The following is a 22,151-nucleotide window of genomic DNA, read 5'->3' on the forward strand; positions in this document are numbered from 1 at the left end:
CCTGACTGCTTCCTGTACTGCTTCATGAGTGATTCCATGAACTGTGTTCCGGCCTACTTCTTACGCTTTTCCCTGCTGTATATGAGTACCAGCAGTACGATGATAACTCCCTGCATGATCTGACGCCCTGCCTCCGGAATATTGACAATGGTCAGAAAATCATCCAGTATGGTCATGATGATTGCCCCTGCTATGGTTCCGATATATCCGCCCTTTCCTCCGGTAATGGCGGTTCCTCCGATAATGACGGCCGCTATGGTCTTTGTATTGTAGCTGGTGCCCACATCCAGGAAGCTGGTACCCGTGTATCCCACCAGGAAGAAACCGGAGACAGCTGCTATGACCGCGGATATCAGATACACGGAAAATGTCACCCTTCCTGTGTGTATTCCCGAAAACCTGGCCGCCTGCTCGTTGGTGCCCACGGAATATATCTTCCTCCCGTAGGGAGTATTCCGCAGAAGCACAATGGTCACAGCCGCCATAACAGCCCATATGACCACAATGCCGGACAGGATGCCTATGAAGCTCTGTCCGCAGATGGCCTTCAGAAGGGGAGATGCATTGCCCTTGGGGGCGCCCTTTGTGTAAATCAGAAACACGCCCTGGATAACCGTTCCCACACCAAGCGTCATGATAAAGGGCGGTATCTTAAGCCAATGGATTCCCACTCCGTTGATAAATCCCACCATCACACCCATGACAATGACTGCAAAAAGCGCAGCGGGCAGATTCTCATTTCGGCCCATCATGATCTGCGCCGCAATCACGTTGGCAAAGGTGATGGTATTGGCGATGGATAAATCAATTCCTCCTGTCAGTATGGTCAGGTTCTGGCCGATTGCGGCGATTCCCATAAAGGAGGCCAGCCTCAGGATTCCGGCCACATGGGTGGGCTTTAAATAGCCCGGTGACATGAGCTGGGCCGCCAGCAATAATACCACCAGTATAACATAGACCATAACCTGGGAGCTGCCTGCATTTTTCTTAATAAACTGTAGATTGGAAGCCTGTCTGTTCTTTTCTTCTCCCACTTTCTTTCACCTTACCTTTCTATCCTTAATAATAAGTCCCCACAGGCCCTAATGCCTCTTATGCAGCGCGCTGAGCGACAGGGCTGCAATCAGTATCAGGCCCTGGCATATGAACTGGTAAAATGAAGAAACGCCAAACAGGTTCAGCATATTGTTGATGATGGAAATGATGAACACGCCTGCTATGGTACCCAGAGGGTCTCCCACCGCGCCTGTCATGGCAGTTCCACCCACCACTGTGGCAGTGATGGCGTTCATGGCGTAATTTTTTCCTATGGTGGCGTCAGCCGAATTCATCTGGGCGCTTAAGAATATTCCGGCCACAGCGCACAGGAGCCCGGCCAGACAGTAGGCGCAGAATTTTATCTTTCCCACCCGTATGCCGGTGGAGTAGGCCGCATTTTCACTGCCTCCAATGGCCCTCAGGGCCTTTCCGTAGGGAGTGCTGTTGGCGAGACTTCTCACCAGACAGAGGATGAGGATGAACAGAAGAAAGGGTACCGCACCGGAATATCCCCGTGTCAGGAACTTGGCAAACGCCTTGTGCACACTCCCCCCCGGATTCGGCATGAGCAGTAAAGCCATTCCGTCAAATACGGCTGTGGTTGCTATGGTTACAATGATGGGAGCCAGGCGCCCTTTTGTGACCAGGACACCGTTTACAGCCCCGCAGGCCAGGCCCACCGCAGCCGCTGCCCCCAGGGCAGGGACAAATCCCCAGGCAGAGTCCGGGTTCATGGACATGACGCAGACCACATTGCACAGAGCCACAATTCCTCCCAGGGACAAGTCAATTCCTCCTGTGAGAATGATCAGCGTCTGCCCCAGGGCTGCCATGAGCAGCGGAAAAGAGGAACGCAGAAGATTCTTGAAATTCCCCAGCGTAAAAAAGTCCTTATTAAATATGCTTACAAAAACCATGAGAGCTGCCAGAAACACGTATATGATAACCGTATGCCCGTGTTTATGCCAGAAGTTTCGATTCAATCTGCCCTTCACCCTTTCTCACCTTCCTTCCTGTTCTTTCCCAGTCCCATGCCCAGCTGCATAATCCGTTCTTCTGTCAGCTCTTCTTTTTCCAGGACACCGGATATCCTGCCCTCGTACATAACAATCACCCGGCTGCTCATGCCGATTACCTCCAGCATGTCACTGGAGTTCATGACCACCGCCACGCCCCGGGCCGCCAGGTCATGCATGATTTGGTAGAATTCCCGTTTTGCCTCCACGTCAATACCGCGTGTTGGCTCGTCAAAGAGAATAACCCTGGGCTCCGTGGCCAGCTCCTTGCCCAGAACCACCTTTTGCTGGTTTCCCCCCGACAGACTGGATACAGGCAGGTCCAGCCCTCCCATTTTAATGGAAAGCTTTGACGCCATGGACTCGCTGAATGCCTGTTCCGCCTTTTTGTCTATGAAACATCCTTTCATGCGCTTTTTCATACTGGAAATGGCCAGGTTGTGGCGGTTGGAAAGCTCCAGCATCAGCCCCTGGTTCTTCCGGTCGGAGGGCACCAGGGCAATTCCGTTTGCAATGGCCTGCCCCGCGTTCTTTATGCCCACCTGCTTTCCATTGACAATAATAGATCCCCCGGACAGGGGATAGAGACCGCTGACAGCATTAAGCAGCTCTGTCTGTCCATGGCCCTGCAGTCCGGCAACTCCCAATATCTCTCCTTTATGTACCTGGAAGCTGACCTGGTTCAGCTTATGGTTTGCATCCGCCAGATTCTTTACCTCAAATATTACCTGGCTGTCATCCACTTCGCAAACAGGCGGAGGGAATACATGATTCAGGGAGCGTCCCACCATCATCCGTATTAAATCATCCTCATTTATCTCATTCATGTTCCTGGTCCCAATATAGCATCCGTCCTTGAATACGGTGATCCGGTCTCCCAGCTCAAACAATTCCTCCAAACGGTGGGAAATGAAAATAATCGTCTTGCCATCCGCAATCAGATTGTGGATAATCTGATACAGCTGCTCTACCTCCTTTTTGGCCAATGCAGAAGTTGGCTCGTCCAGAATAATCAGTTCCGGGTCCCTGACCAGAATCTTTAGGATTTCCGCCATCTGCTGTTCCGCCACCGGCAGACTGCCCACAGGGGCATCCGGGTCAATATGGATTCCATAGCGGTCCATGACGTCCAGAATGCGCTTTTTAATTTCCTTTCGGTTGATTCTTCCCAGACGGGTAACCGGTTCCTGGTTTAAATAAATATTTTCCCAGACCGTCATTTCCCCCACCAGAGTCAGCTCCTGGAACACCATGGCAATCCCCAGTTTCTGGGACTGCTCAGGATTCCGGATTACCACCTTTTTACCATGGAAATATATTTCCCCTTCATCCGCCTGATGGATTCCCGCCAGAATCTTAAGTATGGTACTCTTTCCGGCCCCGTTTTCCCCGGCCAGCACATGTACTTCCCCCTTACTGCAGGAAAATTGTACCCGGTCCAGGGCCGTGATGCCGGCAAACCGTTTTGTTATATTGACCATTTTTAAAATCTCTTCAGCCACTGTTAACCTCCTTCTCTCTCCGGAACAGACATGGTCCTTATGTGCAAAACAGGCCGATATTCATCGGCCTGTCCATCATCCCCAAAGCGTGCTGACTACTTGTAAAGCTTCTGAAGAGTCGCGTCATCCAGCTCTGTAAGAACCCAGAAGCTGTCCGGCATATCTGAACGGTAATACTGGTCCACATTTTCTTCTGTAACGGTCTCAATATCCATGACCACGTTCCCTGGAATATCCTCGCCGTTTAAGGCTTTGATGACAACCCGCAGAGCCTCTGCGCTGGTGTAGGTAGGATTGGAAGGTGCTATGCAGGACAGCCCTTTATCCTTATTTTCAATCCATGCGCGGATAGCGCCGTTGTTGCCTTCGCTTGTCATGGGAACCAGATCCCGGCCGGCTGCTATAAATGCGTCGATTGCGCCCTGTGTCATGGCGCCGCCCTGTGACCACACGCCGTCGATTTCCGGATAAGCGGACAGCATGGATTCCATGGCAGCCTTGCCCTGGGCATAGTCCCAGGAAGCGTTGGCTGATCCCAGAATCTCGATGTCGGGATACTGTTTGAACACTTCCTCAGCACCGCCCCAGCGCAGGGAGTCAGTAGCTGTTCCCGCGATACCGTTCAGGACCACAATCTTGCCTTTTCCATCCAGCTTGTCCACCAGCCACTCTGCTCCGATACGGCCGAATTCCTTCTCGTCAATGCCTACCGTAGCCACCTGCTCATCTGTCTCCACCACATTGTCGAAGGATACCACCTTGATCCCCGCTTCAGCAGCCTCTTCTACCACTGGCGCAAGGGCTGTTGGGGAGGCAGCCGTAATAACGATGGCGTCTACCTTCTTTGTAATCAGATCCTGCATATCGCTGATCTGCTTGTTGATATCCTCATTGGAATTGGTAATGTAGTACTCGCTTACCACTCCCTCTGCCTTCAGCTTCTCCGCCTCAGCCACAAACTCCTGTTCCATCTGGGCCCTCCATGAGTTTCCGATGGAATAGTTGCACAGGGCCACCACATATCCCTCACCGCCGGCTGTCTCAGAGGATGCCTGGGCCTCTGTGGTCTCTTCTGCTTCTTCTTTCTTTTCATCCTGGGATGGGGCGGCTGTTGTCTCTGCCGCCGCCGGTGCAGCCGTTGTCTCCGCTGCCTTTTGTGAACCGCAGGCGCACAGGCCCATTGCCATTACTGCTGCCAAACCTACTGTAAACATTTTTCTCATAACTCATCTTCTCCTTTTTTTAATAGTAACAGTCATACGTAAGTTACCTCTGATCGTCGAAAAACAGCCGTCTGGCGTTATCCGCCATAATCATCTGCCGGTGGGACTCCGGTATATGGCTGCAATGCTTTTCCACCAGGTTAATCAGCTGTTGCATGGTGCCATGGTTCAGCATGCCCGGATAATCCGACGCCCACATCATCTTCTCCGGTCCCACATGGCGGTAGCATGCCTGGATGATTTCCACGGAGGAGGGCCAGGGATATTCCTCGCCAAAATACACCGGTACGGTGGATGTGTCGATGAATACATTGGAACGGTTCTTTACCAAATCCAGCACTTCCCTGTAATTGGATTCAGGCATCCCTTTTTTAAAACATGCATCCGCCCCCATATGGCACAGAATGAAGCTGATATTGGGATACGCTGAGGCCAGGAAGCCCGCGTCCTCAATGTCCTCTGTGCGGAACATGTGGATGAATACCGGCTGATGGTATTGATTGCAGCAGTCCCACACAGGAGACAGCCCGGAATCCGAAAGGCGGGTTCCGGGAGCACACTGGAAGGTGCTGTCCACTTCCACCTTAAAGCCAAACAGGATTCCCTGGTCGTAGATGGACGCCAGCTCTCTGGCCGCCTCCTGTCCTTTCATTATGTCAACCAATGCCACCCCCCGTAACCGGTCCGGATACCGTTTTACGCTGTCCGCAAAGTACCGGTTATGGTACCCGTAATAGGGATTAGGCATAAGAACCGCCTTTTCGATACCGCACCAGTCCATATAGGCGATGAGCATTTCTGCTGTGCTGCGGCTCTGTTCAAAGGACGGAGGAAGAAACTGCACTTCCTCATTTCCTATGGCGACCCGCCCCAGATCCGTGGAGGCCATGGGCTGTCCCCTGGTAATTCCCGCCACCCGCTCATATATATGGGCGTGAATATCAATTACGTTCATCTAAATCCCCCTACCTGTACATTTGTGTATATTGCACTTTAACAGCACTGTTTTTCGGATGCCATTAGTATACTATGACCATATTTTTATGTATATATGATTTGATTGGAATATGTTTTGATTTCATTCTATCTTATTGACGCTCCCTGCAAATCGTGATTTAATGATAACAACTGTTACATTGGGATGATATTTTTATCATAAGGAGGGATTTTATGTATCAGATTTTATCGTATCCTATAAAAAAAGGGCAGCCCACCTGGCCCGGCAACCCTGCATTCAGTCTGGAACCCCACACCTCCATTGCCGGAGGCGACACAGCCAACACCTGCACCATCCATCTTTTTAACCATTACGGAACCCACCTGGATGGACCCATGCATTTTTACGGAAAGGGCATTCCCCTGGACCAGGTTCCCTTTGGGCAATTTTTCTTTCATAATCCCCTGCTCCTGGATATTCCAAAGGAACCTGGCGCAAAGCTCATGCCCGAGGATCTGATTCCCCACCGTGAGGACGTAAAAGACGCTGATCTGCTTTTAATCCGCACCGGTTTCTCCAAATACCGCAGAGAAAAACCGGATCTCTATGAAAACAATGGTCCCGCTGTCAGCAGCCGGCTGGCCCGGTACCTTCAGGATAATATGAGCCATTTAAAGGCCCTGGCCCTGGATTTTGTGTCCCTTGCCTCTTACAGCGACACAAAGGATGGGGATCTGGCCCACCAGATCATGCTTGGCATGTACCACAACCGTTATATCTGCATCATCGAGGATGTTAATATGGAGGGACTTCCGTCCGGCTTTCTGAAAAACGCAGCCGCCGTTCCGCTGATAATAGAGGGCATTGACAGTTCCCCCGTCACCATGTGGGCGGAGTACTGATGCCTATGTCACGGTTTATGCTGCGGTTTAAGACATGGTTCAAGACATGGTTTAAGATACTATTTAAGACACGATTCAAGCTGCTGTTTAGGAAACACTGGTGCCTTCTCATCATCTGCTCCCTGTGCGTCATCCTGGCCATTACCCTGTATGATACCTCCAACCAGGCCGCAAACTGGGAACCGGAACCGGCTGACAGCTCCAGCCTCCATGTGGGTTTTTCCCAGATAGAGACAGACAATCCATGGAGAACAGCCCAAATCAACAGTTTCCGCGAAGCCCTGCTTCCCAATGGGATGGACTTTATCTACCATGAACCGGAGGACCACTCTGTTCAGTGGCAGCTAGAAGATATACGCAGCCTGATTCGGGAGGGCGTGGACTATCTGGTCATTGTGCCCGCGGACCTGTCTGCCCTGACTCCGGTGCTCCAGGACGCCAAGGACGCGGGCATTCCCGTCATCCTCATTGACCAGTCGGCCGAGACCATTGACCAGAGCTACTATGTGTCTCTTATCTCCGCGGACTACCTGAAGGAAGGCCAGATTTGCGCCGGCCTGCTGGCGGATAAATTCGGGGATCAGCCCTGCAGGATCGTGGAAATCTACGGCACCGAGAGCTCACCCGGAGCCCAGGCACGCTCAAAAGGATTCCATCAGGCTCTTATGAAGTATCCCAACATGGAAATCATTGATGTGGAATACGGGAATTTTGACCGGGTAACAGCCCAAAAGGCAATGGAAAACGCGCTTATCAAGGCCGCCAACCGGGGACAGACCATAGACGCGGTCTTTGCCCACAGCGATGAAGACGGGCTGGGGGCCCTCCAGGCCATCAAGGTAGCAGGGCTGCCGCCGGGTGAAATCGCCATTGTGTCCATCAACGGCATCCAGGACGTGTGCAAGGCCATCATTGCCGGAGAATATCTGGGCACGGTGGAGAGCAACCCCCGCTGGGGATTTATCGCGGCTTTCCTGATACAGCAGATGGAACGGGACTGCAAGCCATTCCCCATGGTAATGATTCCTTATCAGATTATTACTGCTGAGAATGCGGCCGAGTATGCGCTCACCGCCTATTAATACAGGAAAGGAAACGGAATTCATGAAAAACTTCTTCCGACAGCTTTCATTCCGCAGGAAACTGCTGATTTCCTTTGTGACGCTATCCTGCATCCCTGTGCTCCTGGTGGGAATTGCCGCCTATCATCTCTATACCAATTTCATCATCAACATGACCGAGAAATCCTCCATCGAGACCATTGACCTTGTCTGCGATGACATTGACAGCCTGCTCAATGATGCCTGGAATCTCTGCGACATGCTGACCGGCGATATCAAGATGCAGAAATACCTGCGCATGGACTTTGACTCTGTCCGGGACCAGTATTCCAACGACCTGGCCGGCAGCATGGAGCTGGCCTCTATCTCCACCTACCGCAAGGATATCTTCGGAGTATATGTGTTCGGCCAGAACGGCGGCCGCTACAAATCCAACTACTACTCATTCAAATCAGAGGACCAGAGGGAGACTACATGGTATAAGGCCATTGCGGGCAGCAGGGAAACCACCTGGTTTCCTTCCCATGAGGGCAGCTTCATTGTCCGCAGCTCTATCAGCGATAACTTCATCACAGTGGGACAGCCGGTGATGGATAAGGCTTCGGGTATGGTCAACGGCATTGTGGCAGCCGACATCAAAGAGGATGTTATCACCCAGAAAATCAAGCACAGTCTCAGCAACGGGGTCATCTGCATCATTGATCAGGAGGGAAGCATCCTGTTCCGCTCCAACGCAGGCAACGATCTCCACTATCCCATCGACATTTCCCCCAGCCTGGTATCCCATATTCTGGAATCCACAGGCACTGCCGTGGGAAAATCCATGGTAGTGCCTGACAGCGGGTACCTGGTGGTAAGCCGTACCCTGATGAATTCCAACTGGAGGATTGCCGGCATCATAGACCGGGGCTTTCTGACCCAGAGCAGCAAGGACATCACCCATATTGTCATGCTGGTCCTGCTGATTATCGCATTCTCCTCCCTGTATGTGGCCATGCTTATATCCCAGTCCGTATACAAACCAGTACAGATTCTTTACCGCATGATGGAGGAGGTGGAAAATGGAGATTTCTCGGTCCGGTACACGTACCACTCCTCCGATGAGTTCGGACGGCTGGGCAAGAATTTCAACCAGATGCTGGAGCGGATCCAAAAGCTTATCAGCCAGATCTATGAGGAGCAGAAAAAGCTTAAGAACTCGGAGCTGAAGGCCCTCCAGGCCCAGATACAGCCCCATTTTCTGTATAATTCCCTGGATTCCGTCATGTGGCTTTTGAGAATGGACAAGAATCGGGACGCGGAGAAAATGCTCAATGAGCTGTCCACGCTGTTTAAGATTTCGCTCAGCAAGGGGAATGAAATCATCACCATCGAGGAGGAGCTGCGTCACATAAGCAGCTACCTGTTTATCACCAACATGATTTACAGCAAGAAATTTGAATACGCCATTGAATGCGACCCTGTGCTGTATTCCTACCGTACTCTTAAGCTGCTGTTGCAGCCCCTGGCTGAAAATGCCATTGCGCACGCAATACCCATGCCTGGGCAGAAGGTCTTTATACAGGTGCGCATTTACGAGGATGAGGACAGCCTTGTACTGTCCGTGCAGGACATCAGCCGGGGAATCGACCAGGAAACCCTTGAAAAACTGCAGCAGCAGCTAGGAACAGCCGCCCACCCGGACCGCAGGGATTCCGGGTATGGGCTCTACAATGTCAATGAGCGCATCCATATCCTCTTTGGAAGCAGCTACGGTCTGACCCTCACGTCAGAGCCGGATTTTGGCACCGAAGTAACCGTAAAGATTCCCAAACTGAAAGGAGATGATATTTTTGTTCCAGGCAATGCTTTGTGATGACAATGAAATCATACTGGAAGGGTTATCCCGGCAGATTGACTGGGAGGGACTGGGCATCTGCCTTTCCGGCACTGCTGCCGACGGACAGGATGCCTGGAACCAGATGAAGGATAATCCGCCTGACATCCTTATCACCGACATCCGTATGCCTTATATCGACGGGCTGGAGCTATCCAGGCTGGCAAAGGACTTAAACCCAAACATCGTGCTTCTCATCATCAGCGCGTATGATGACTTTGAATATGCCAGGACAGCCATGCATCTGCGGGCCCTGGATTATATACTGAAACCCATTGATCTGGATGCCATGAACCGCATACTGACGAATGCGGTTTCCCACTGCCGGCAGTTCCACCACGACAAGCGTCTGATGGCCACACAGCTGCTGCGCAACATGGCGGTCCAGGAGGCGGCCGGCCCCGAGGGCATTGCCTTAAACGAGCTGGACCTTGAGCCTGATTCATGGTGCTGCTTCCTGCAGGTGGAGCTGGACGATCACAGCTTAAGCAAGCTGTCCGACGACATCCGTTATGCGTCAGAGCGCAGGTTTTCGGCCCTGAGCCAGATTTTGTTTGGTGACAGCTCTTATCTGCTGGAATCCCATCAGTACAGCTACAGCGTCTGCCTCACCTCCCGCTCCAGGATGGAACTGGCCGCCCGGCGGAAAATTCTGGTGGACACGATACGCAGGCAGTTCCCCCATGAGGGAAGCTACTGCGATGTCAGCATTGCCTCGGGCAGCATTGTCCAGGGCATCCGCCTGCTCCACAAAAGTGTACAGACCTGCCATGAAGCAGGCAAGCTTCATTTCATCAAGGGTTCCAATGCGGATATCTTTTACGAGGAGGTGGAGTCTTATATCTACAATGAGCCGGAGGACAGCCAGGGATATCCCATACCGGACACCAGGCTTATTACTTTTATCAAGGAACAAAATAAGGAAGGGATTACAGGAGAGCTGGAGCAATTAAAAACATGGCTCTATCAGAAGGGAAGCGAGAGCTATCTGTATATGACATTTTCCCTGGGAAGCTTCTATACCCATCTGATGAAGGAATTGGGGAAATCAGGAATCAACCTTCAGGATATATTTCAGAATCCCATCGAAGAATTCAAAAAAGTGGCAGCCGGCGGTACACTGGAGTCCAGCATCGAAAACCTGAAGCAGAACCTGTTCAAAATCTGCGACAGCATACGCATCAACAAAAGCCGTTACGGAAAGCTCATAGACCAGGCCATCCTGTACATCCAGAACCACTATATGTCCTCCTCCTTTTCCATTGATGAGGTAGCGGGAGCCGTATGCTTAAGCACCTCCTATTTCAGCACTGTATTTAAGAGCGAGACAGGAATTACATTTACGGATTATCTGATTAAGGTAAGGATGGAAAAAGCCAGGGGACTGCTTGAGAATACCAGCATGAAAATGTATGAAATCTCATCCAGGGCAGGATATGAAAATGCGGCCTATTTCAGCGCCGCATTCAAACGATATTATGGAAAATCCCCCTCTGAGTTCCAGAGCCGGAAGTAGGGGCGGCCGGCAAAAGGGAAGACCGGCCGGCGGCTGGCAGGAACGCAAAAAAGGAGGCAAGTGCTGCATGGCGGAAGGGAACGGATTGAAAAAACCTACGCCTCCCTGCCCGGACATTCCTCCCGCAGAAAGCATTCACAGCATTTCGGGCGCCTGGCAATGCAGATGGTACGGCCCAGGGTAATGATATGTATGTTCCACAGAATCCAATGGTCCTTTGGCAGCACCTTCATCAGATCATACTCTATCTTCTCCGGCTCCTCCTCTTTTGTAAGGCCCAGCTTCCTGGAAATACGCTTTACATGGGTATCCACCACAATACTGGGTTCATTGTATATATTCCCACGTATAACATTGGCTGTCTTACGTCCCACGCCTGCAAGGGAGGTCAGCTCCTCTATGGTTCTTGGCACCTCTCCTCCAAACCGTTCCACCAGGTCCCGGCAGCAGGCAATGATATTCTTAGCTTTCATGTGATAAAACCCAATGGAGTGGATATCCTGTTCCAATTCCTTTAAATCCGCCGCGGCAAACTTCTCCAGGGTATCATACTTCTGGAATAAATCAGCTGTGACGATATTCACCCTGGCGTCTGTACACTGGGCGCTCATGATAACTGCAATCAGCAGCTGCCAGGGTGTCTCGTGATTCAGGTAACAGCGGTACTCCGTACCGTATTCCCGGTCCAATACATCCAGGATACGGGCAATACGGGCGGCCAGTTCTGCTTTTGTCTCCCTGACAGCTTTCGGCCTTCCCTGAGTTTTTGTGCCGCCGCCAGCTTTTCTCCCTCTGCCGGCCTTTGTATCCCGGTCACTTTTTATCCCTCTGCCAGTTTTTCTGTCAGTCTCAGGTTCATTTAAAATGGTCTTCTGCAGCATATATCCAGTCCTTTCATCACAACGTTTTTGTTGCATTTACAACATTCTAAAGTTTATCACCCAATTCTGACTGCCCTTGCATTATACGTCAGCGGGTCCCTGTGCCTGTAATCAAACAGCACCAGGGTTCCGTCTCCCATGGCTTCAATATGGGCCATCTTACTCATCTGCCTGGAATCATACCCTTCATAATCCATAAGGTAATGGGGAGATTCCTCCTCCCTCTGAAAGAACTGCCGGACAGCCTGTTTATAAGGGCTTTGGTCCCGGGCAAAGGATGGGCGGCTTTTTACATTTTCCCTGAGATATAAATCATACATGAGAAGGTCCCTGAACCTTTCCATAACAGAGGCATCCAGCCCTGCATCCCTACGTCTGGCTATGATACTGTATAGTATCTCATATCTGGCTATGCGGCTGTGGCTGATGCCAGTGAGATTGTTTTCACGGTAATATGCAGCCATATCCAGAAACATTTCATAGGGCGAACCGTATTCTGCCGCAAGCCCGGACAGAGTATGGACAAACTGTCTGCTGTTATAATACACCTCCGTCATATCCTCCACGCCCTTTAGTTCCAGGATGTCCCTGTAGGACAGCCACCGGGTGGACAGGACCTCATAGGGCGGCCGTGAGGAATAGCAGAGGCCGTAGGTCAATGCCATTTCTTCCATATAAGAGCCCTTCAGCACTTTGAGGAAGCCCAGCTGAAGCTGCTCCGGCTCCATGGAATATACCTGGTTGAACGAATGACGGAAAGATTCCAAATTCTCATTGGGCAGACCTGCGATCAGGTCCAGATGCTGGTGAACATTATGTGCCTGATTGATTGTGCCGGTGATACGGCGTATCTCGTCTATATCTGTCTTGCGGTGTATGGCCTTAAGCGTGTCCGGATTAGTGGACTGTACGCCAATCTCCAGCTGGACCAGTCCAGGACGCATCTGGCCCAAAAGCTCAATCTCCTCCTGGTCCAGCAAGTCGGCGGCAATCTCAAAGTGAAAATTGGTGACTCCGTTGTCATGACTCTGGATAAACCGCCATATGGCCATGGCATGTTTTTTATTGCAGTTAAAGGTCCTGTCCACAAATTTTACCTGAGGCACTCCGGCCTCCAGGAAATAAGCCAGCTCATCAAGGACCAGTTCCAGGCTTCTGAACCGTACGCTCTTATCAATAGAGGACAGGCAGTAGCTGCACGAAAAGGGGCAGCCCCGGCTGCTCTCGTAATAAATGATGCGGTGCTCCAAATCCTTTATATCCATATGCTTATATGGAAATGGTATCCGGCTCATATCCATGGCCCGGCGTACACCGGTATCTGCCAACGAACCATCGGGGAGGCGAAAGGCAAGCCCGGGTATATTTTCCGGACCGGCCTGTCCGTCCGGCAGGATTTTTCCACTGTCTGTCCCTTTTTTACACAACTTATCCACATAATATCCGGCCAGCTGTGCAAATGTTTCCTCTCCCTCTCCCTTCATGACGCCTGTTGCCTCCGGCAGCTCCCCAAGCACTTTAGCTGCATCAAAGGACACCTCCGGTCCTCCCAGCCATATGGGCACATCCGGCAGTATTTTCCCTAAATCCGCGATTAGATATCTGATATATTCTATATTCCAGATATAACAGGAAAAGGCAATCACATCCGGTTCTCTTCTGAATATATCCTGAAGAATCTGGTCCAGCTGGTGGTTGATTGTATACTCGGCCAGCTCGATAGACGGCTTCGCAGGTTCCATGGCTCCGGTCCCGGTTCCACGTTTTTTTGCCCGGGCATTCCTGCCGCCTGCTTCCCCCAGCCCCAATACCTGGTCTGCGTAGGCCTTCAGGCTGTAAATTCCCAGATTGGAATGTATATATTTCGCGTTGACAGCCGTCAGCAGTATCTTCATGGGACTATACCTCTAGCTCGATTTTATGGCCGGTGGACTGGTACTGGTAGTAACGCACTCCCGCAGCATTCAGCATACGCTTGGACGCCATTACCGCCGGTGTATCCGCATATTTGTCTTCTCTGTATACAATGGTCTTGATTCCTGACTGTATAATGGCCTTGGCGCACTCATTACAGGGGAACAGAGTCACATAGAGCTTGCTTCCCTCCAGGCTTCCCCCTCTGTAATTAAGAATAGCATTTAACTCGCTGTGTGTGGAGTAGAAATATTTGGAATTGTAGGGGTCCTCCTTCTCATTTTCCTTGCCCCAGGGGAATTCGTCATCCGAACACCCTTTGGGGAAACCATTATATCCCATGGACAGGATCTTATTGTCCTGGCTGACAATACACGCGCCCACCTGGGTACTTGGGTCCTTGGAACGTCTTCCCGACAACAGGGCCACCCCCATGAAATATTCGTCCCATGTTATATAATCCACACGTTTTCCGGTCATTCTTTTTCCTCCTTTTATCCTTTCCGCAGCCGCCTGGCTGTCTCTGCACACACGCAGCCTGCCCCCGCAGTGTCCAATAAATACAGCTCCTGTCTGGACATTCAGGAACGGCTGCGTGGCTGCTTCTGGTATCGTTGCTGGTATTTTATATTTTCCTCTGTCTGTGAATGGATTATAACATTCCGGGCTTATTTAATCAATAAAGTTGCATAAATCTTGGGAACGCCTTGGAAATACCCCTGGGAATAACCGGTGAATAACTGTTTTTCCGGTCCTTGCCTTTTTCCGGGATAAATGCTATATTATAACAACCAGACGATAGCGGAATATAAGTAACTATCGCTCATTATTCTATATCTTTAACAATATCTCAAATTATCTGAATCGAACGATTCATCTCATTATTCTGCCCCTTATGTATCGGGCAATCATTTCCACTTTTATATCACACCAATTATTTATTAAAAGGCAGAAGGGCTATTGTCTGGTTTATCGGAAAACGCTATAATGGGGATAGGTTCTTATATGGCTTGCCGGAACAGGAGGCTGTATGGAAGCAGATTATCTGCGTGAACAGGAATCAGAATCAGCAGGGGCCAGAGGGTTCAGCCAGCTGGAGGACAAGGTAATGAAGACAGCGGCACAGTTTTTTGGGAAGGATTTACTTCCCTATGCGGGTATCAAGGGCCGGATTGCCTGCGTGGCACCTACAGAGCATGTCCATCTGGAGATGCGCAGGCTGGAAGAAGACTTTAATTTTATTATGAAGGACGGGTCGTGGAGACATCTGGAATTTGAGAGCGACAGTATTCAGGAGAAGGACTTAAGACGGTTCCGGGAATATGAGGCTTACATAGGGCTTACATATGATGTTCCGGTCACGACTACTGTAATATGTACATCCCGGGTAAAAATCCTGAAAAAGGAGCTGGTCAACGGAATGAACGTATACAGAGTAGAGGTGGTTCGGCTAAAGGACAGAAATGCGGGCAAGGTCTTTGAAAAGCTGCGGCGGAAAATCAGCCGGGGCAAGACACTGGGGCGCCATGATGTATTTCCCCTGCTTCTGACCCCTCTGATGTCGGGAAAGATGGAGATGAGCCAAAGGATTTACCAGGGCATGGAGTTTCTTCAGTGTAAGGAACTCAAAGCAGGGGATGAGGATCGAAAAAGAATGCAGTCAGTACTGTATGCGCTGGCAGTAAAATTCTTGGACAGAAATGAATTAGCGATGATAAAGGAGAGGATCGGAATGACTGTTTTAGGCAAAATGCTGTTTGAGGATGGTGTGGAGAAGGGGATTGAAAAAGGTATAGAAAAAGGAGTCCAGCAGGGGCTGGGGCGCGCAAATGCACTGAATATGAAGCTGGCAGATGCAGGAAGGGCGGACGACATTATCCGGGCAGCATCGGATAGGACTTATCAGGAACAATTGTTTAAGGAGTTCGGAATTTAGTAGTAAACACTTTATTTTGCGAAAACATCCGCCGGCCCAAGGATCTTTTTAAGGGGTATATTGGCCTTTACTGTGCAGGGCAGATTTTCGTCAGGTTTGAGAAGCAGCGATATAAACTGCATTTCTGACAGAACCATTATGGGTCCTCCATGGGTAAACCAAAACTTAATATCAAAAAGCCTTGGTTGAATTACCAAACTCTGTAAATATGCTCAAAAGACAACTTTCCACAAGGGGCTGACGAATTATGAAGATAGAAAAACCACCCTCTCAACTGCCAGGTATCAGGGTGGTTTTCCTATATAGCTGCTTACATCAACAATAACAGACTTTTCTTTGTGTTTTCATCCGCCCCAGCTTTGCCATCATCTATTTTCAGGCACTGATTTAGTCACAATCACATCCGTGTCATACCCCATGAGACGCGGTATGACAACAGTTCCCGCTTTCACAGGGGCGGTCAGGGTATACTTTTTTATCTCACTCACTGCATCGAAAATCCGGTCCCGGGGTATGGGGTTTGTCAGCCTCACGCTGGCCAGGGGAAGTATGCCGCCCTTTACCAATACAGATGTGGCAATATTCCTCTGGGGATCCGTCAATTCCTGCTCCACATACGCCCTCCCCTTTGGGCAAGCGGCGCCCTCCACAGAACAAATCCGTCTGCTTCCGTCTTCCCTCTCTTCAATCTGCGCCCTTATATCGCATCCGTTGGGACAGATGATACATGTATATTCTCTCAACATTCAGCGCTCACCTCCAGCCGGCCCATGGACACCAGTTTATCCGCCTTAACCGTAAGTTCAATCATTTCGGCCGGTATCGCTTTCTTCATTTTCTTTGATGCCACCAACACGCCGTCCTGCCTTACTTCAATGCGGCATTCCTTCAAAGGACTGTTTACCCTCAGGGACAGCTTAAAATCCCTGGTGCCGCTCACTCTCTGGGGAACGGTATGGTTAATATGGCTGTCCGTTCCTATTTCGATGGGACAGGGAGGCAGACATCCTTTCTGCACAAATTCCGCAGCAGAATCCGCCAGGCTCTCTGCTTCCATGGAAACAAAGTCCACTAAATCATGGACATGGAGCACATTTCCCGCAGCAAAAATCCCCGCCACATCTGTCTGGAAATGTTCATCCACCACAGCGCCCTTTGTCCTGTCATCCAGGGTCACGCCAGCGTCCAGTGAAAGTTCATTTTCAGGAATCAGTCCCACGGAAAGTATCAGGGTATCACACTTGTATTCCTTTTCAGTTCCCGGAACAGGTCTTAAGTGTTCATCCACACGGGACACCGTGACGCCTGTCAAACGATTGTCCCCGTTGACAGCCGTTACCGTATGGCTCAGGTACAGCGGTATGCCGTAATCATTCAGGCACTGCTCCACATTGCGGGGCAGGCCGCTGGGATATGGCTGGATCTCAAACACAGCCTGGACATGGGCGCCTTCCAGCGTAAGCCTGCGGGCCATAATCATACCGATGTCCCCGGAGCCCAGGATAACCACTTCCTTTGCAGGCATTACATTGTAGAGGTTAATATAAGCCTGGGCAACCCCTGCCGTAAACACACCGGCCGGGCGCTCACCGGGGATTCCCAAAGCGCCTCTGGTACGCTCCCTGCATCCCATGGTAAGGATCACGGACTTGGCCCTCCATACCTTAAGCCCCCGGCGTGTTGCTGCCGTCACTGTCCTGTCCTCTGCCACCTCCAGAACAGTTGCGTCCGTGATGTAAGGAATCCCTAATTCCTCCACCTCTTCTATAAATCTCTGTGCATATTCCGGCCCGCTTAATGTGGTTTTAAAACGGGTCAGTCCAAAACCGTCATGAATGCACTGTCTGAGTATTCCTCCCAGCTGTTTTTCCCGTTCCACAATCAATATATTATGGATTCCTTTCCTGTATAACCGGACAGCCGCAGCCAGTCCCGCCGGTCCGCCGCCCACAATGAGTACGTCTATCTCCATTTCCTACGCCTCCTCCCGCACTCTGCCGAAAAACATCTGTGAATCTTTTCTGGCATACCTGACTTCTGTTACCTTTTTTCCCAATTCATCTTCTATCATCTGCGCAATCCGCATCTGGCAGTATCCTCCCTGGCACCGCCCCATCATGGAGCGGGTCCTGTATTTGACTCCTGCCATGGTGTCAACTCCCAATGGATTATGAATGGCTGCCAGGATTTCAGCCCTGGTTACCTTTTCGCACCGGCAAATGACCTGGCCGTAATCAGGATTCTGCCGTATCATCTGCTCCTGCTCTTCTTTTGTCATCTCCGCAAAATGAGGAATTCCTTTTCTCACAGGATTAAACCCTGGATTCGGCGTAAGTTTCTCCCTCTCTTCCATAAGACTGATTGCATGACGGGCAATGGGCACTGCCGCTGTAAGCCCGGGGGACTCGATGCCCACCAGATTAATGGCGCGGGGCGCAATGTCATCCCTTATCTCTATCTTAAAATCCTGTATAACCCCGTCCTCATCCACCCATTTAGGCAGAATACCGGAATAGTTGCGGATATAATCTTTTTTATGGATACATGGCCACAGGTCCGAAGCACTCTTAGCCAGATAATCCATATTTTCCTGAGGCACGCCATAGTATGTAAAATCTGTTACCATCTCTGCGTTGGGTCCAATAATGACATTCCCGTCAGTAGTGTTGGTCACGTGGATTCCCATGTAAGTATTGCTGGGAACCGGATATACAGGCATGGGAAGAAGATATCCTGTACGCTTGTCCAGAATAATGTAATCCCCCTTGGAACCAATCACCTTATAGCCGCGGATGCCCAGCATATCGGAAATGTTGCCGCAGCCCAGTCCGGCGCTGTTCACAACCCACCGGGTGTGGAATTCACCTTTTGGCGTCGTAAGTATATAATTTCCTTCGCTGTCCCGCCGTATTCCTGTCACTTCATGGTCAAAATAATACGCTGCTCCGTTGGCATGGGCATTCTCAGCCAGGGCTATGGTATAATTAAAAGGGTCCACAATTCCGCTGTTAGCCGAAAACATGGCAAATTCCCCTACCACAGCCGGAACCAATTGATGGAGCCGTTCTTTTCCAATTAGCTCCAGGCCTGCGGCACCATTTTCCTCCCCCTGCCGGATGGTCCGTTTCAGTGTTTCCATATCCTCCGCCGTATTGCCTACCAGCACCTTACCGCAGCGGATGAATTTAAAATCCAGCTCCTCTGCCAGTTGTCCCATGAATTGATTGCCTTCCACACAGAGCCTGGCCTTCAGCGAACCTGTGTCATAAGCAAACCCGCCATGGATCACACCGGAATTCCGGCCGCTGGTCTCATAGCAAACATCCAGGTTCTTTTCCAAAACGCCTATTTTCAGACGGTATCTGGACATTTCCCTGGCAATGGCGCTGCCCACCACACCGCCGCCAATAATGATTACATCATACAGTTGTTTCATGCCGCTTTCCTCCTAAAGGATAATTACAAAATTCATCCTATGAATATATTTTATTTTTACCATATTTATAAGGTGTAGTCAAGATAAAATCGAATAAAACGCAACTATTTATAGGATGAATATTTCCTTTTTTTATTTCACCACAAAAGTTACCCTTATCTGAAAACATCTGCAAACAGGTGCAAAAAGTGTGTCCCAAAATAAAAATAGATGAAACGGTGCCCTCTTTTCTGTTTTTTGCGCAGAAAAGGAGCTGCTGCTCCAGTAGATTATTATTTATCTACTTTCGCAACAGCCCCTTGGCAGCAAGCCATTACTGTTCTTTAGCTCTCGTCCCCTTCATCCCCTGCTTCCCATCCCCCATCTCACCTTTATAACGGTTGTCATTATACATCAGGTGGAAATACATAGCCTGCTGCGCCTCCACAGGCTTCCTGTCCCGGATAGCCTCAAATATCCTGCGATGGGATTTAAGAGTCTGTTCATACTCTGTTTCCTGGACAGCGCCGGCAAACACACGGACGCCGTCTGTGATTACCGGTACCAGGTTGGTCATGACCAGATTATGGGAACAATTTGCAATCTGGGCGTGAAACTGCGAATCCTTGTCAGCATAGTCCTCCCTTAGTATCATCTGTTCCTCCAGGCCCAGAAGTATGTTCTCCAGCTGGCGGATATCCTCCACGGTGGCATTCTGGGCTGCCAGAGCTGCAATAGGCGGTTCCAGCATCACACGCACCTGAATCAGGTCCTCTGTCAGTTTTCTTCGGTCCTCTATCATGGCAAACCCCAGAGGATCATCGGACACACCGTTTTTGTCTGAAATAAAGGTGCCTGAGCCCTGGCGTATGGTGACAATATTTCTGGACATGAGAATTCTAAGAGCTTCCCGCACCGTGTTGCGGCCAACCCCCAGAAGTTCCACCAGCTCAGCTTCCGTGGGAAGCTTATCTCCGGCCGTATAGCCGTCCCTTTGTATCATCTCCAAAAGCTTCTGGGATGCAATCTCCCCTAAGGTCTGTTTTTCCATGTTTCCTCCTGCCTGATGCATTATACCTTTACAATCTTATATCCAGCCGCCTTGGAAAGCCGGTTCATAATAGCCTGTCCCAGGTGGTCCTTGGGAAAGCTCTCCGAAAATATGTAGTCTACTCCCAAATCATCAAACTCCCTGAGCAGAGCGTAAAGATTATGAGCCACGGATGCCTGGCTTTTTCTTGCACCTATACTGCGTACCTCGCCGTCTGTATAGCAGCCCCTGGACTCGTCCGTACAGATAACTCCCACCTTATAGCCGGCCTCAATCTTCTCCCGGGAGAGCTCCCGCACCTTGCAAATCATGGCCTGGAGCTGTGTCTCATCCAATCCGGTTTCCGGGTCCGCCCCTGTGTTCCGGTCTGCTCCGGTTTTCTGCTCCGCTCCGGTTTTCTGCCCTGCTCCGTTTTTCTGCTCTGCTCCGGTCACCTGCTCTGCTCCGGTTTTCTGCTCTGCTCCGGTCACCTGCTCCGCTCCGCTCTCCCGCTCTGTTCCAGTCCCTGGCTCCACCAGTGTAAGGTCAGCCTTGGGGGCATAGTGCTTATACTTCATTCCCGGCGCCTTTGGCCTGACATCCGCAGAAAGAGGGCCCAGGATAGCCGGGTCCACGCTTACCTCCCCCAGCACCTCCGCAAGCATTTCCATGGTAATGGCCCCCGGCCTCAGAACAGACGGTACCGCGGACGAAACATCCACTATGGTGGATTCCACCCCGATTCCCACAGGACCCCCGTCTATAATCATCTCAATCCTGCCGTTCATATCCTGCCATACATGGTCGGCTGTAGTGGGGCTTGGCCGTCCTGATGTATTGGCGCTGGGTGCGGCCACGGGCACTCCGGCCAGGGCAATGAGCCGGTTTGCCACCGGGTCGTCCGGCATACGGATTGCCACAGTATCCAGACCGCCGGTTGTGCCGTAGGGAACCTTTTCACTCTTGGGAAATATCATGGTCAGGGGACCTGGCCAGAAAGCCTCCATCAGCTTCCTGCCAGCCTCCGGTATCTCCTTTACAAGAGGCGCCACCTCCTCCACGCAGGATACATGGGCAATCAGAGGATTATCAGAGGGCCTCCCTTTTGCAGCATAAATTTTTCTTGCCGCGTCCTCGTCCAGTGCATTGCCGCCCAGACCGTACACGGTTTCTGTGGGAAATGCCACCAGGCCCCCTGAACGCAGTATGCTGGCTGCCTCTTTCAGTTCCTCATCCTTTATATGATTTCTGTCTTCTATAATAATTCTTTTTGTTTCCATGATTCATACCTCGATTGTTAAATACCGTTTGCTCTATGTCCAGTCTATTTTAGCACCCGCCACAGCCAATGTAAAGCCGGGAAATCCGGCCTATCCTGCACCTGTCACTTGAAGATTACGGACATTTCGTGTAAACTTAAGTCATCACAAATGATTGGAGGCTTTACCAATGAGCAACATTAACAGCGTAATGAAAGAATTCAAGGCATTTATCCTCAAAGGAAACATCATCGACATGGCCGTGGGCGTCATTATCGGCGGCGCTTTCAGCAAGATTGTGACTTCTCTTGTCAATGACATCCTGATGCCCTTACTGGGTGCCCTGACCGGAGGCGCAAGCTTCAACACACTTAAATATGTCATCCATCCCGCGGCCACTATAAACGGGGTAGAAGTAGAAGAAGCCGCCATACTCTATGGCAGCTTCCTACAAAATATATTGGATTTTCTCATTATCGGCGTGTGCATGTTCTTTATGATTAAGACGGTTGCCGTCATCAGCAGCCGGTTACGCCATGAAGAAGATGCCAAGGAAGAAGCACCGGCACCGGCTGGTCCCACACAGGAAGAGCTTCTGGCTGAAATCCGCGACCTTTTAAAGGAACGAAAGGACATAGCCTGATA

At 50.6% G+C, this 22,151-nt stretch carries 19 protein-coding genes; 6 read left to right on the top strand and 13 right to left on the bottom strand.

From position 1 onward, the window contains the following. Nucleotides 1–53: 53 nt before the first annotated feature. The 5 genes from CGC65_RS27040 to CGC65_RS27060 form a co-directional block, all read right to left on the bottom strand. Nucleotides 54–1,034 (bottom strand): ABC transporter permease, encoded by a 981-nt coding sequence (locus CGC65_RS27040; protein ID WP_002566691.1) that lies wholly within the window; start codon nt 1,032–1,034, stop codon nt 54–56. 48 nt (nt 1,035–1,082) lie between these two features. Continuing rightward, nucleotides 1,083–2,033, bottom strand: a complete 951-nt coding sequence (locus CGC65_RS27045) for an ABC transporter permease (protein WP_002566692.1) — start codon at nt 2,031–2,033, stop codon at nt 1,083–1,085. Further along, nucleotides 2,030–3,556 carry a sugar ABC transporter ATP-binding protein gene (locus CGC65_RS27050; protein ID WP_002566693.1) on the bottom strand — a complete coding sequence of 509 codons (1,527 nt, stop codon included), beginning with the start codon at nt 3,554–3,556 and terminating at the stop codon, nt 2,030–2,032. The genes CGC65_RS27045 and CGC65_RS27050 overlap by 4 nt, the downstream gene beginning before the upstream one ends. A gap of 95 nt (nt 3,557–3,651) precedes the next feature. Next, on the bottom strand, nt 3,652–4,779 hold the full coding sequence (locus CGC65_RS27055; RefSeq protein WP_002566694.1) for an ABC transporter substrate-binding protein: 1,128 nt from the start codon (nt 4,777–4,779) through the stop codon (nt 3,652–3,654). A gap of 43 nt (nt 4,780–4,822) precedes the next feature. Then, complete coding sequence (locus CGC65_RS27060; protein ID WP_002566695.1) at nt 4,823–5,734, bottom strand: amidohydrolase family protein; 912 nt, start codon at nt 5,732–5,734, stop codon at nt 4,823–4,825. 215 nt (nt 5,735–5,949) lie between these two features. Here CGC65_RS27060 and CGC65_RS27065 point away from each other — a divergent pair, with 215 nt between their 5' ends. Genes CGC65_RS27065 through CGC65_RS27080 form a run of 4 tightly spaced genes read left to right on the top strand, consistent with a single transcriptional unit; the run spans nt 5,950 to nt 11,071 of the window. Then, nucleotides 5,950–6,618 (top strand): cyclase family protein, encoded by a 669-nt coding sequence (locus tag CGC65_RS27065; protein WP_002566696.1) that lies wholly within the window; start codon nt 5,950–5,952, stop codon nt 6,616–6,618. Then, the gene (locus CGC65_RS27070) at nt 6,618–7,700 is read left to right on the top strand and encodes an ABC transporter substrate-binding protein (RefSeq protein WP_002566697.1); all 1,083 of its coding nucleotides are present in this window, start codon (nt 6,618–6,620) and stop codon (nt 7,698–7,700) included. Before CGC65_RS27065 ends, CGC65_RS27070 begins: the two co-directional genes overlap by 1 nt. A 22-nt stretch (nt 7,701–7,722) precedes the next feature. Continuing rightward, nucleotides 7,723–9,534, top strand: a complete 1,812-nt coding sequence (locus CGC65_RS27075) for a cache domain-containing sensor histidine kinase (RefSeq protein WP_002566698.1) — start codon at nt 7,723–7,725, stop codon at nt 9,532–9,534. Further along, entirely contained in the window at nt 9,512–11,071 is a 1,560-nt protein-coding gene (locus tag CGC65_RS27080) for a response regulator transcription factor (RefSeq protein ID WP_002566699.1), read from the top strand. Before CGC65_RS27075 ends, CGC65_RS27080 begins: the two co-directional genes overlap by 23 nt. A gap of 95 nt (nt 11,072–11,166) precedes the next feature. Here the strand turns inward: CGC65_RS27080 and nth are convergent, their stop codons facing one another. From nth to CGC65_RS27095, 3 genes are read right to left on the bottom strand one after another with little or no spacing between them, the layout of a single operon-like run. Continuing rightward, nucleotides 11,167–11,952, bottom strand: coding sequence for an endonuclease III (gene nth, locus CGC65_RS27085; RefSeq protein WP_002566700.1), 786 nt, complete (start codon nt 11,950–11,952; stop codon nt 11,167–11,169). 56 nt (nt 11,953–12,008) lie between these two features. After that, nucleotides 12,009–13,847, bottom strand: coding sequence for a B12-binding domain-containing radical SAM protein (locus CGC65_RS27090; protein ID WP_002566701.1), 1,839 nt, complete (start codon nt 13,845–13,847; stop codon nt 12,009–12,011). A gap of 4 nt (nt 13,848–13,851) precedes the next feature. Then, nucleotides 13,852–14,346, bottom strand: coding sequence for a deoxycytidylate deaminase (locus CGC65_RS27095; protein WP_002566702.1), 495 nt, complete (start codon nt 14,344–14,346; stop codon nt 13,852–13,854). 550 nt (nt 14,347–14,896) lie between these two features. Here CGC65_RS27095 and CGC65_RS31590 point away from each other — a divergent pair. Beyond that, nucleotides 14,897–15,802: a hypothetical protein gene (locus CGC65_RS31590; RefSeq protein WP_002566703.1), complete on the top strand. Its 906-nt coding sequence runs from the start codon at nt 14,897–14,899 to the stop codon at nt 15,800–15,802. 365 nt (nt 15,803–16,167) lie between these two features. Here CGC65_RS31590 and CGC65_RS27105 read toward each other — a convergent pair whose 3' ends face one another. The 5 genes from CGC65_RS27105 to CGC65_RS27125 form a co-directional block, all read right to left on the bottom strand. After that, nucleotides 16,168–16,548 carry a DUF1667 domain-containing protein gene (locus tag CGC65_RS27105; protein WP_002566704.1) on the bottom strand — a complete coding sequence of 127 codons (381 nt, stop codon included), beginning with the start codon at nt 16,546–16,548 and terminating at the stop codon, nt 16,168–16,170. Further along, nucleotides 16,542–17,774, bottom strand: coding sequence for an NAD(P)/FAD-dependent oxidoreductase (locus CGC65_RS27110; RefSeq protein ID WP_002566705.1), 1,233 nt, complete (start codon nt 17,772–17,774; stop codon nt 16,542–16,544). Before CGC65_RS27110 ends, CGC65_RS27105 begins: the two co-directional genes overlap by 7 nt. A 3-nt stretch (nt 17,775–17,777) precedes the next feature. Continuing rightward, on the bottom strand, nt 17,778–19,238 hold the full coding sequence (locus tag CGC65_RS27115; protein ID WP_002566706.1) for an NAD(P)/FAD-dependent oxidoreductase: 1,461 nt from the start codon (nt 19,236–19,238) through the stop codon (nt 17,778–17,780). Between the two features lie 313 nt (nt 19,239–19,551). Next, nucleotides 19,552–20,268 carry a FadR/GntR family transcriptional regulator gene (locus CGC65_RS27120; protein WP_002566707.1) on the bottom strand — a complete coding sequence of 239 codons (717 nt, stop codon included), beginning with the start codon at nt 20,266–20,268 and terminating at the stop codon, nt 19,552–19,554. Between the two features lie 20 nt (nt 20,269–20,288). Beyond that, complete coding sequence (locus tag CGC65_RS27125; RefSeq protein WP_002566708.1) at nt 20,289–21,527, bottom strand: L-threonylcarbamoyladenylate synthase; 1,239 nt, start codon at nt 21,525–21,527, stop codon at nt 20,289–20,291. A gap of 169 nt (nt 21,528–21,696) precedes the next feature. Between CGC65_RS27125 and mscL the strand changes: the two genes are divergently transcribed. Further along, complete coding sequence (gene mscL / locus CGC65_RS27130; protein ID WP_002566709.1) at nt 21,697–22,149, top strand: large-conductance mechanosensitive channel protein MscL; 453 nt, start codon at nt 21,697–21,699, stop codon at nt 22,147–22,149. The last annotated feature ends 2 nt before the right edge of the window (nt 22,150–22,151 follow it).

Source organism: Enterocloster bolteae, from assembly GCF_002234575.2.
Lineage (GTDB): Bacteria > Bacillota > Clostridia > Lachnospirales > Lachnospiraceae > Enterocloster > Enterocloster bolteae.

Coding starts and splice junctions, on each gene's coding strand:
- CGC65_RS27105 (WP_002566704.1), bottom strand. CDS start 16,548: ATGTTGAGAGAATATACATGTATCATCTGTCCCAACGGATGCGATATA.
- CGC65_RS27065 (WP_002566696.1), top strand. CDS start 5,950: ATGTATCAGATTTTATCGTATCCTATAAAAAAAGGGCAGCCCACCTGG.
- CGC65_RS27115 (WP_002566706.1), bottom strand. CDS start 19,238: ATGAAACAACTGTATGATGTAATCATTATTGGCGGCGGTGTGGTGGGC.
- CGC65_RS27075 (WP_002566698.1), top strand. CDS start 7,723: ATGAAAAACTTCTTCCGACAGCTTTCATTCCGCAGGAAACTGCTGATT.
- CGC65_RS27090 (WP_002566701.1), bottom strand. CDS start 13,847: ATGAAGATACTGCTGACGGCTGTCAACGCGAAATATATACATTCCAAT.
- CGC65_RS27095 (WP_002566702.1), bottom strand. CDS start 14,346: ATGACCGGAAAACGTGTGGATTATATAACATGGGACGAATATTTCATG.
- CGC65_RS31590 (WP_002566703.1), top strand. CDS start 14,897: ATGGAAGCAGATTATCTGCGTGAACAGGAATCAGAATCAGCAGGGGCC.
- nth (WP_002566700.1), bottom strand. CDS start 11,952: ATGCTGCAGAAGACCATTTTAAATGAACCTGAGACTGACAGAAAAACT.
- CGC65_RS27125 (WP_002566708.1), bottom strand. CDS start 21,527: ATGGAAACAAAAAGAATTATTATAGAAGACAGAAATCATATAAAGGAT.
- CGC65_RS27110 (WP_002566705.1), bottom strand. CDS start 17,774: ATGGAGATAGACGTACTCATTGTGGGCGGCGGACCGGCGGGACTGGCT.
- CGC65_RS27055 (WP_002566694.1), bottom strand. CDS start 4,779: ATGAGAAAAATGTTTACAGTAGGTTTGGCAGCAGTAATGGCAATGGGC.
- CGC65_RS27120 (WP_002566707.1), bottom strand. CDS start 20,268: ATGGAAAAACAGACCTTAGGGGAGATTGCATCCCAGAAGCTTTTGGAG.
- CGC65_RS27060 (WP_002566695.1), bottom strand. CDS start 5,734: ATGAACGTAATTGATATTCACGCCCATATATATGAGCGGGTGGCGGGA.
- mscL (WP_002566709.1), top strand. CDS start 21,697: ATGAGCAACATTAACAGCGTAATGAAAGAATTCAAGGCATTTATCCTC.
- CGC65_RS27070 (WP_002566697.1), top strand. CDS start 6,618: ATGCCTATGTCACGGTTTATGCTGCGGTTTAAGACATGGTTCAAGACA.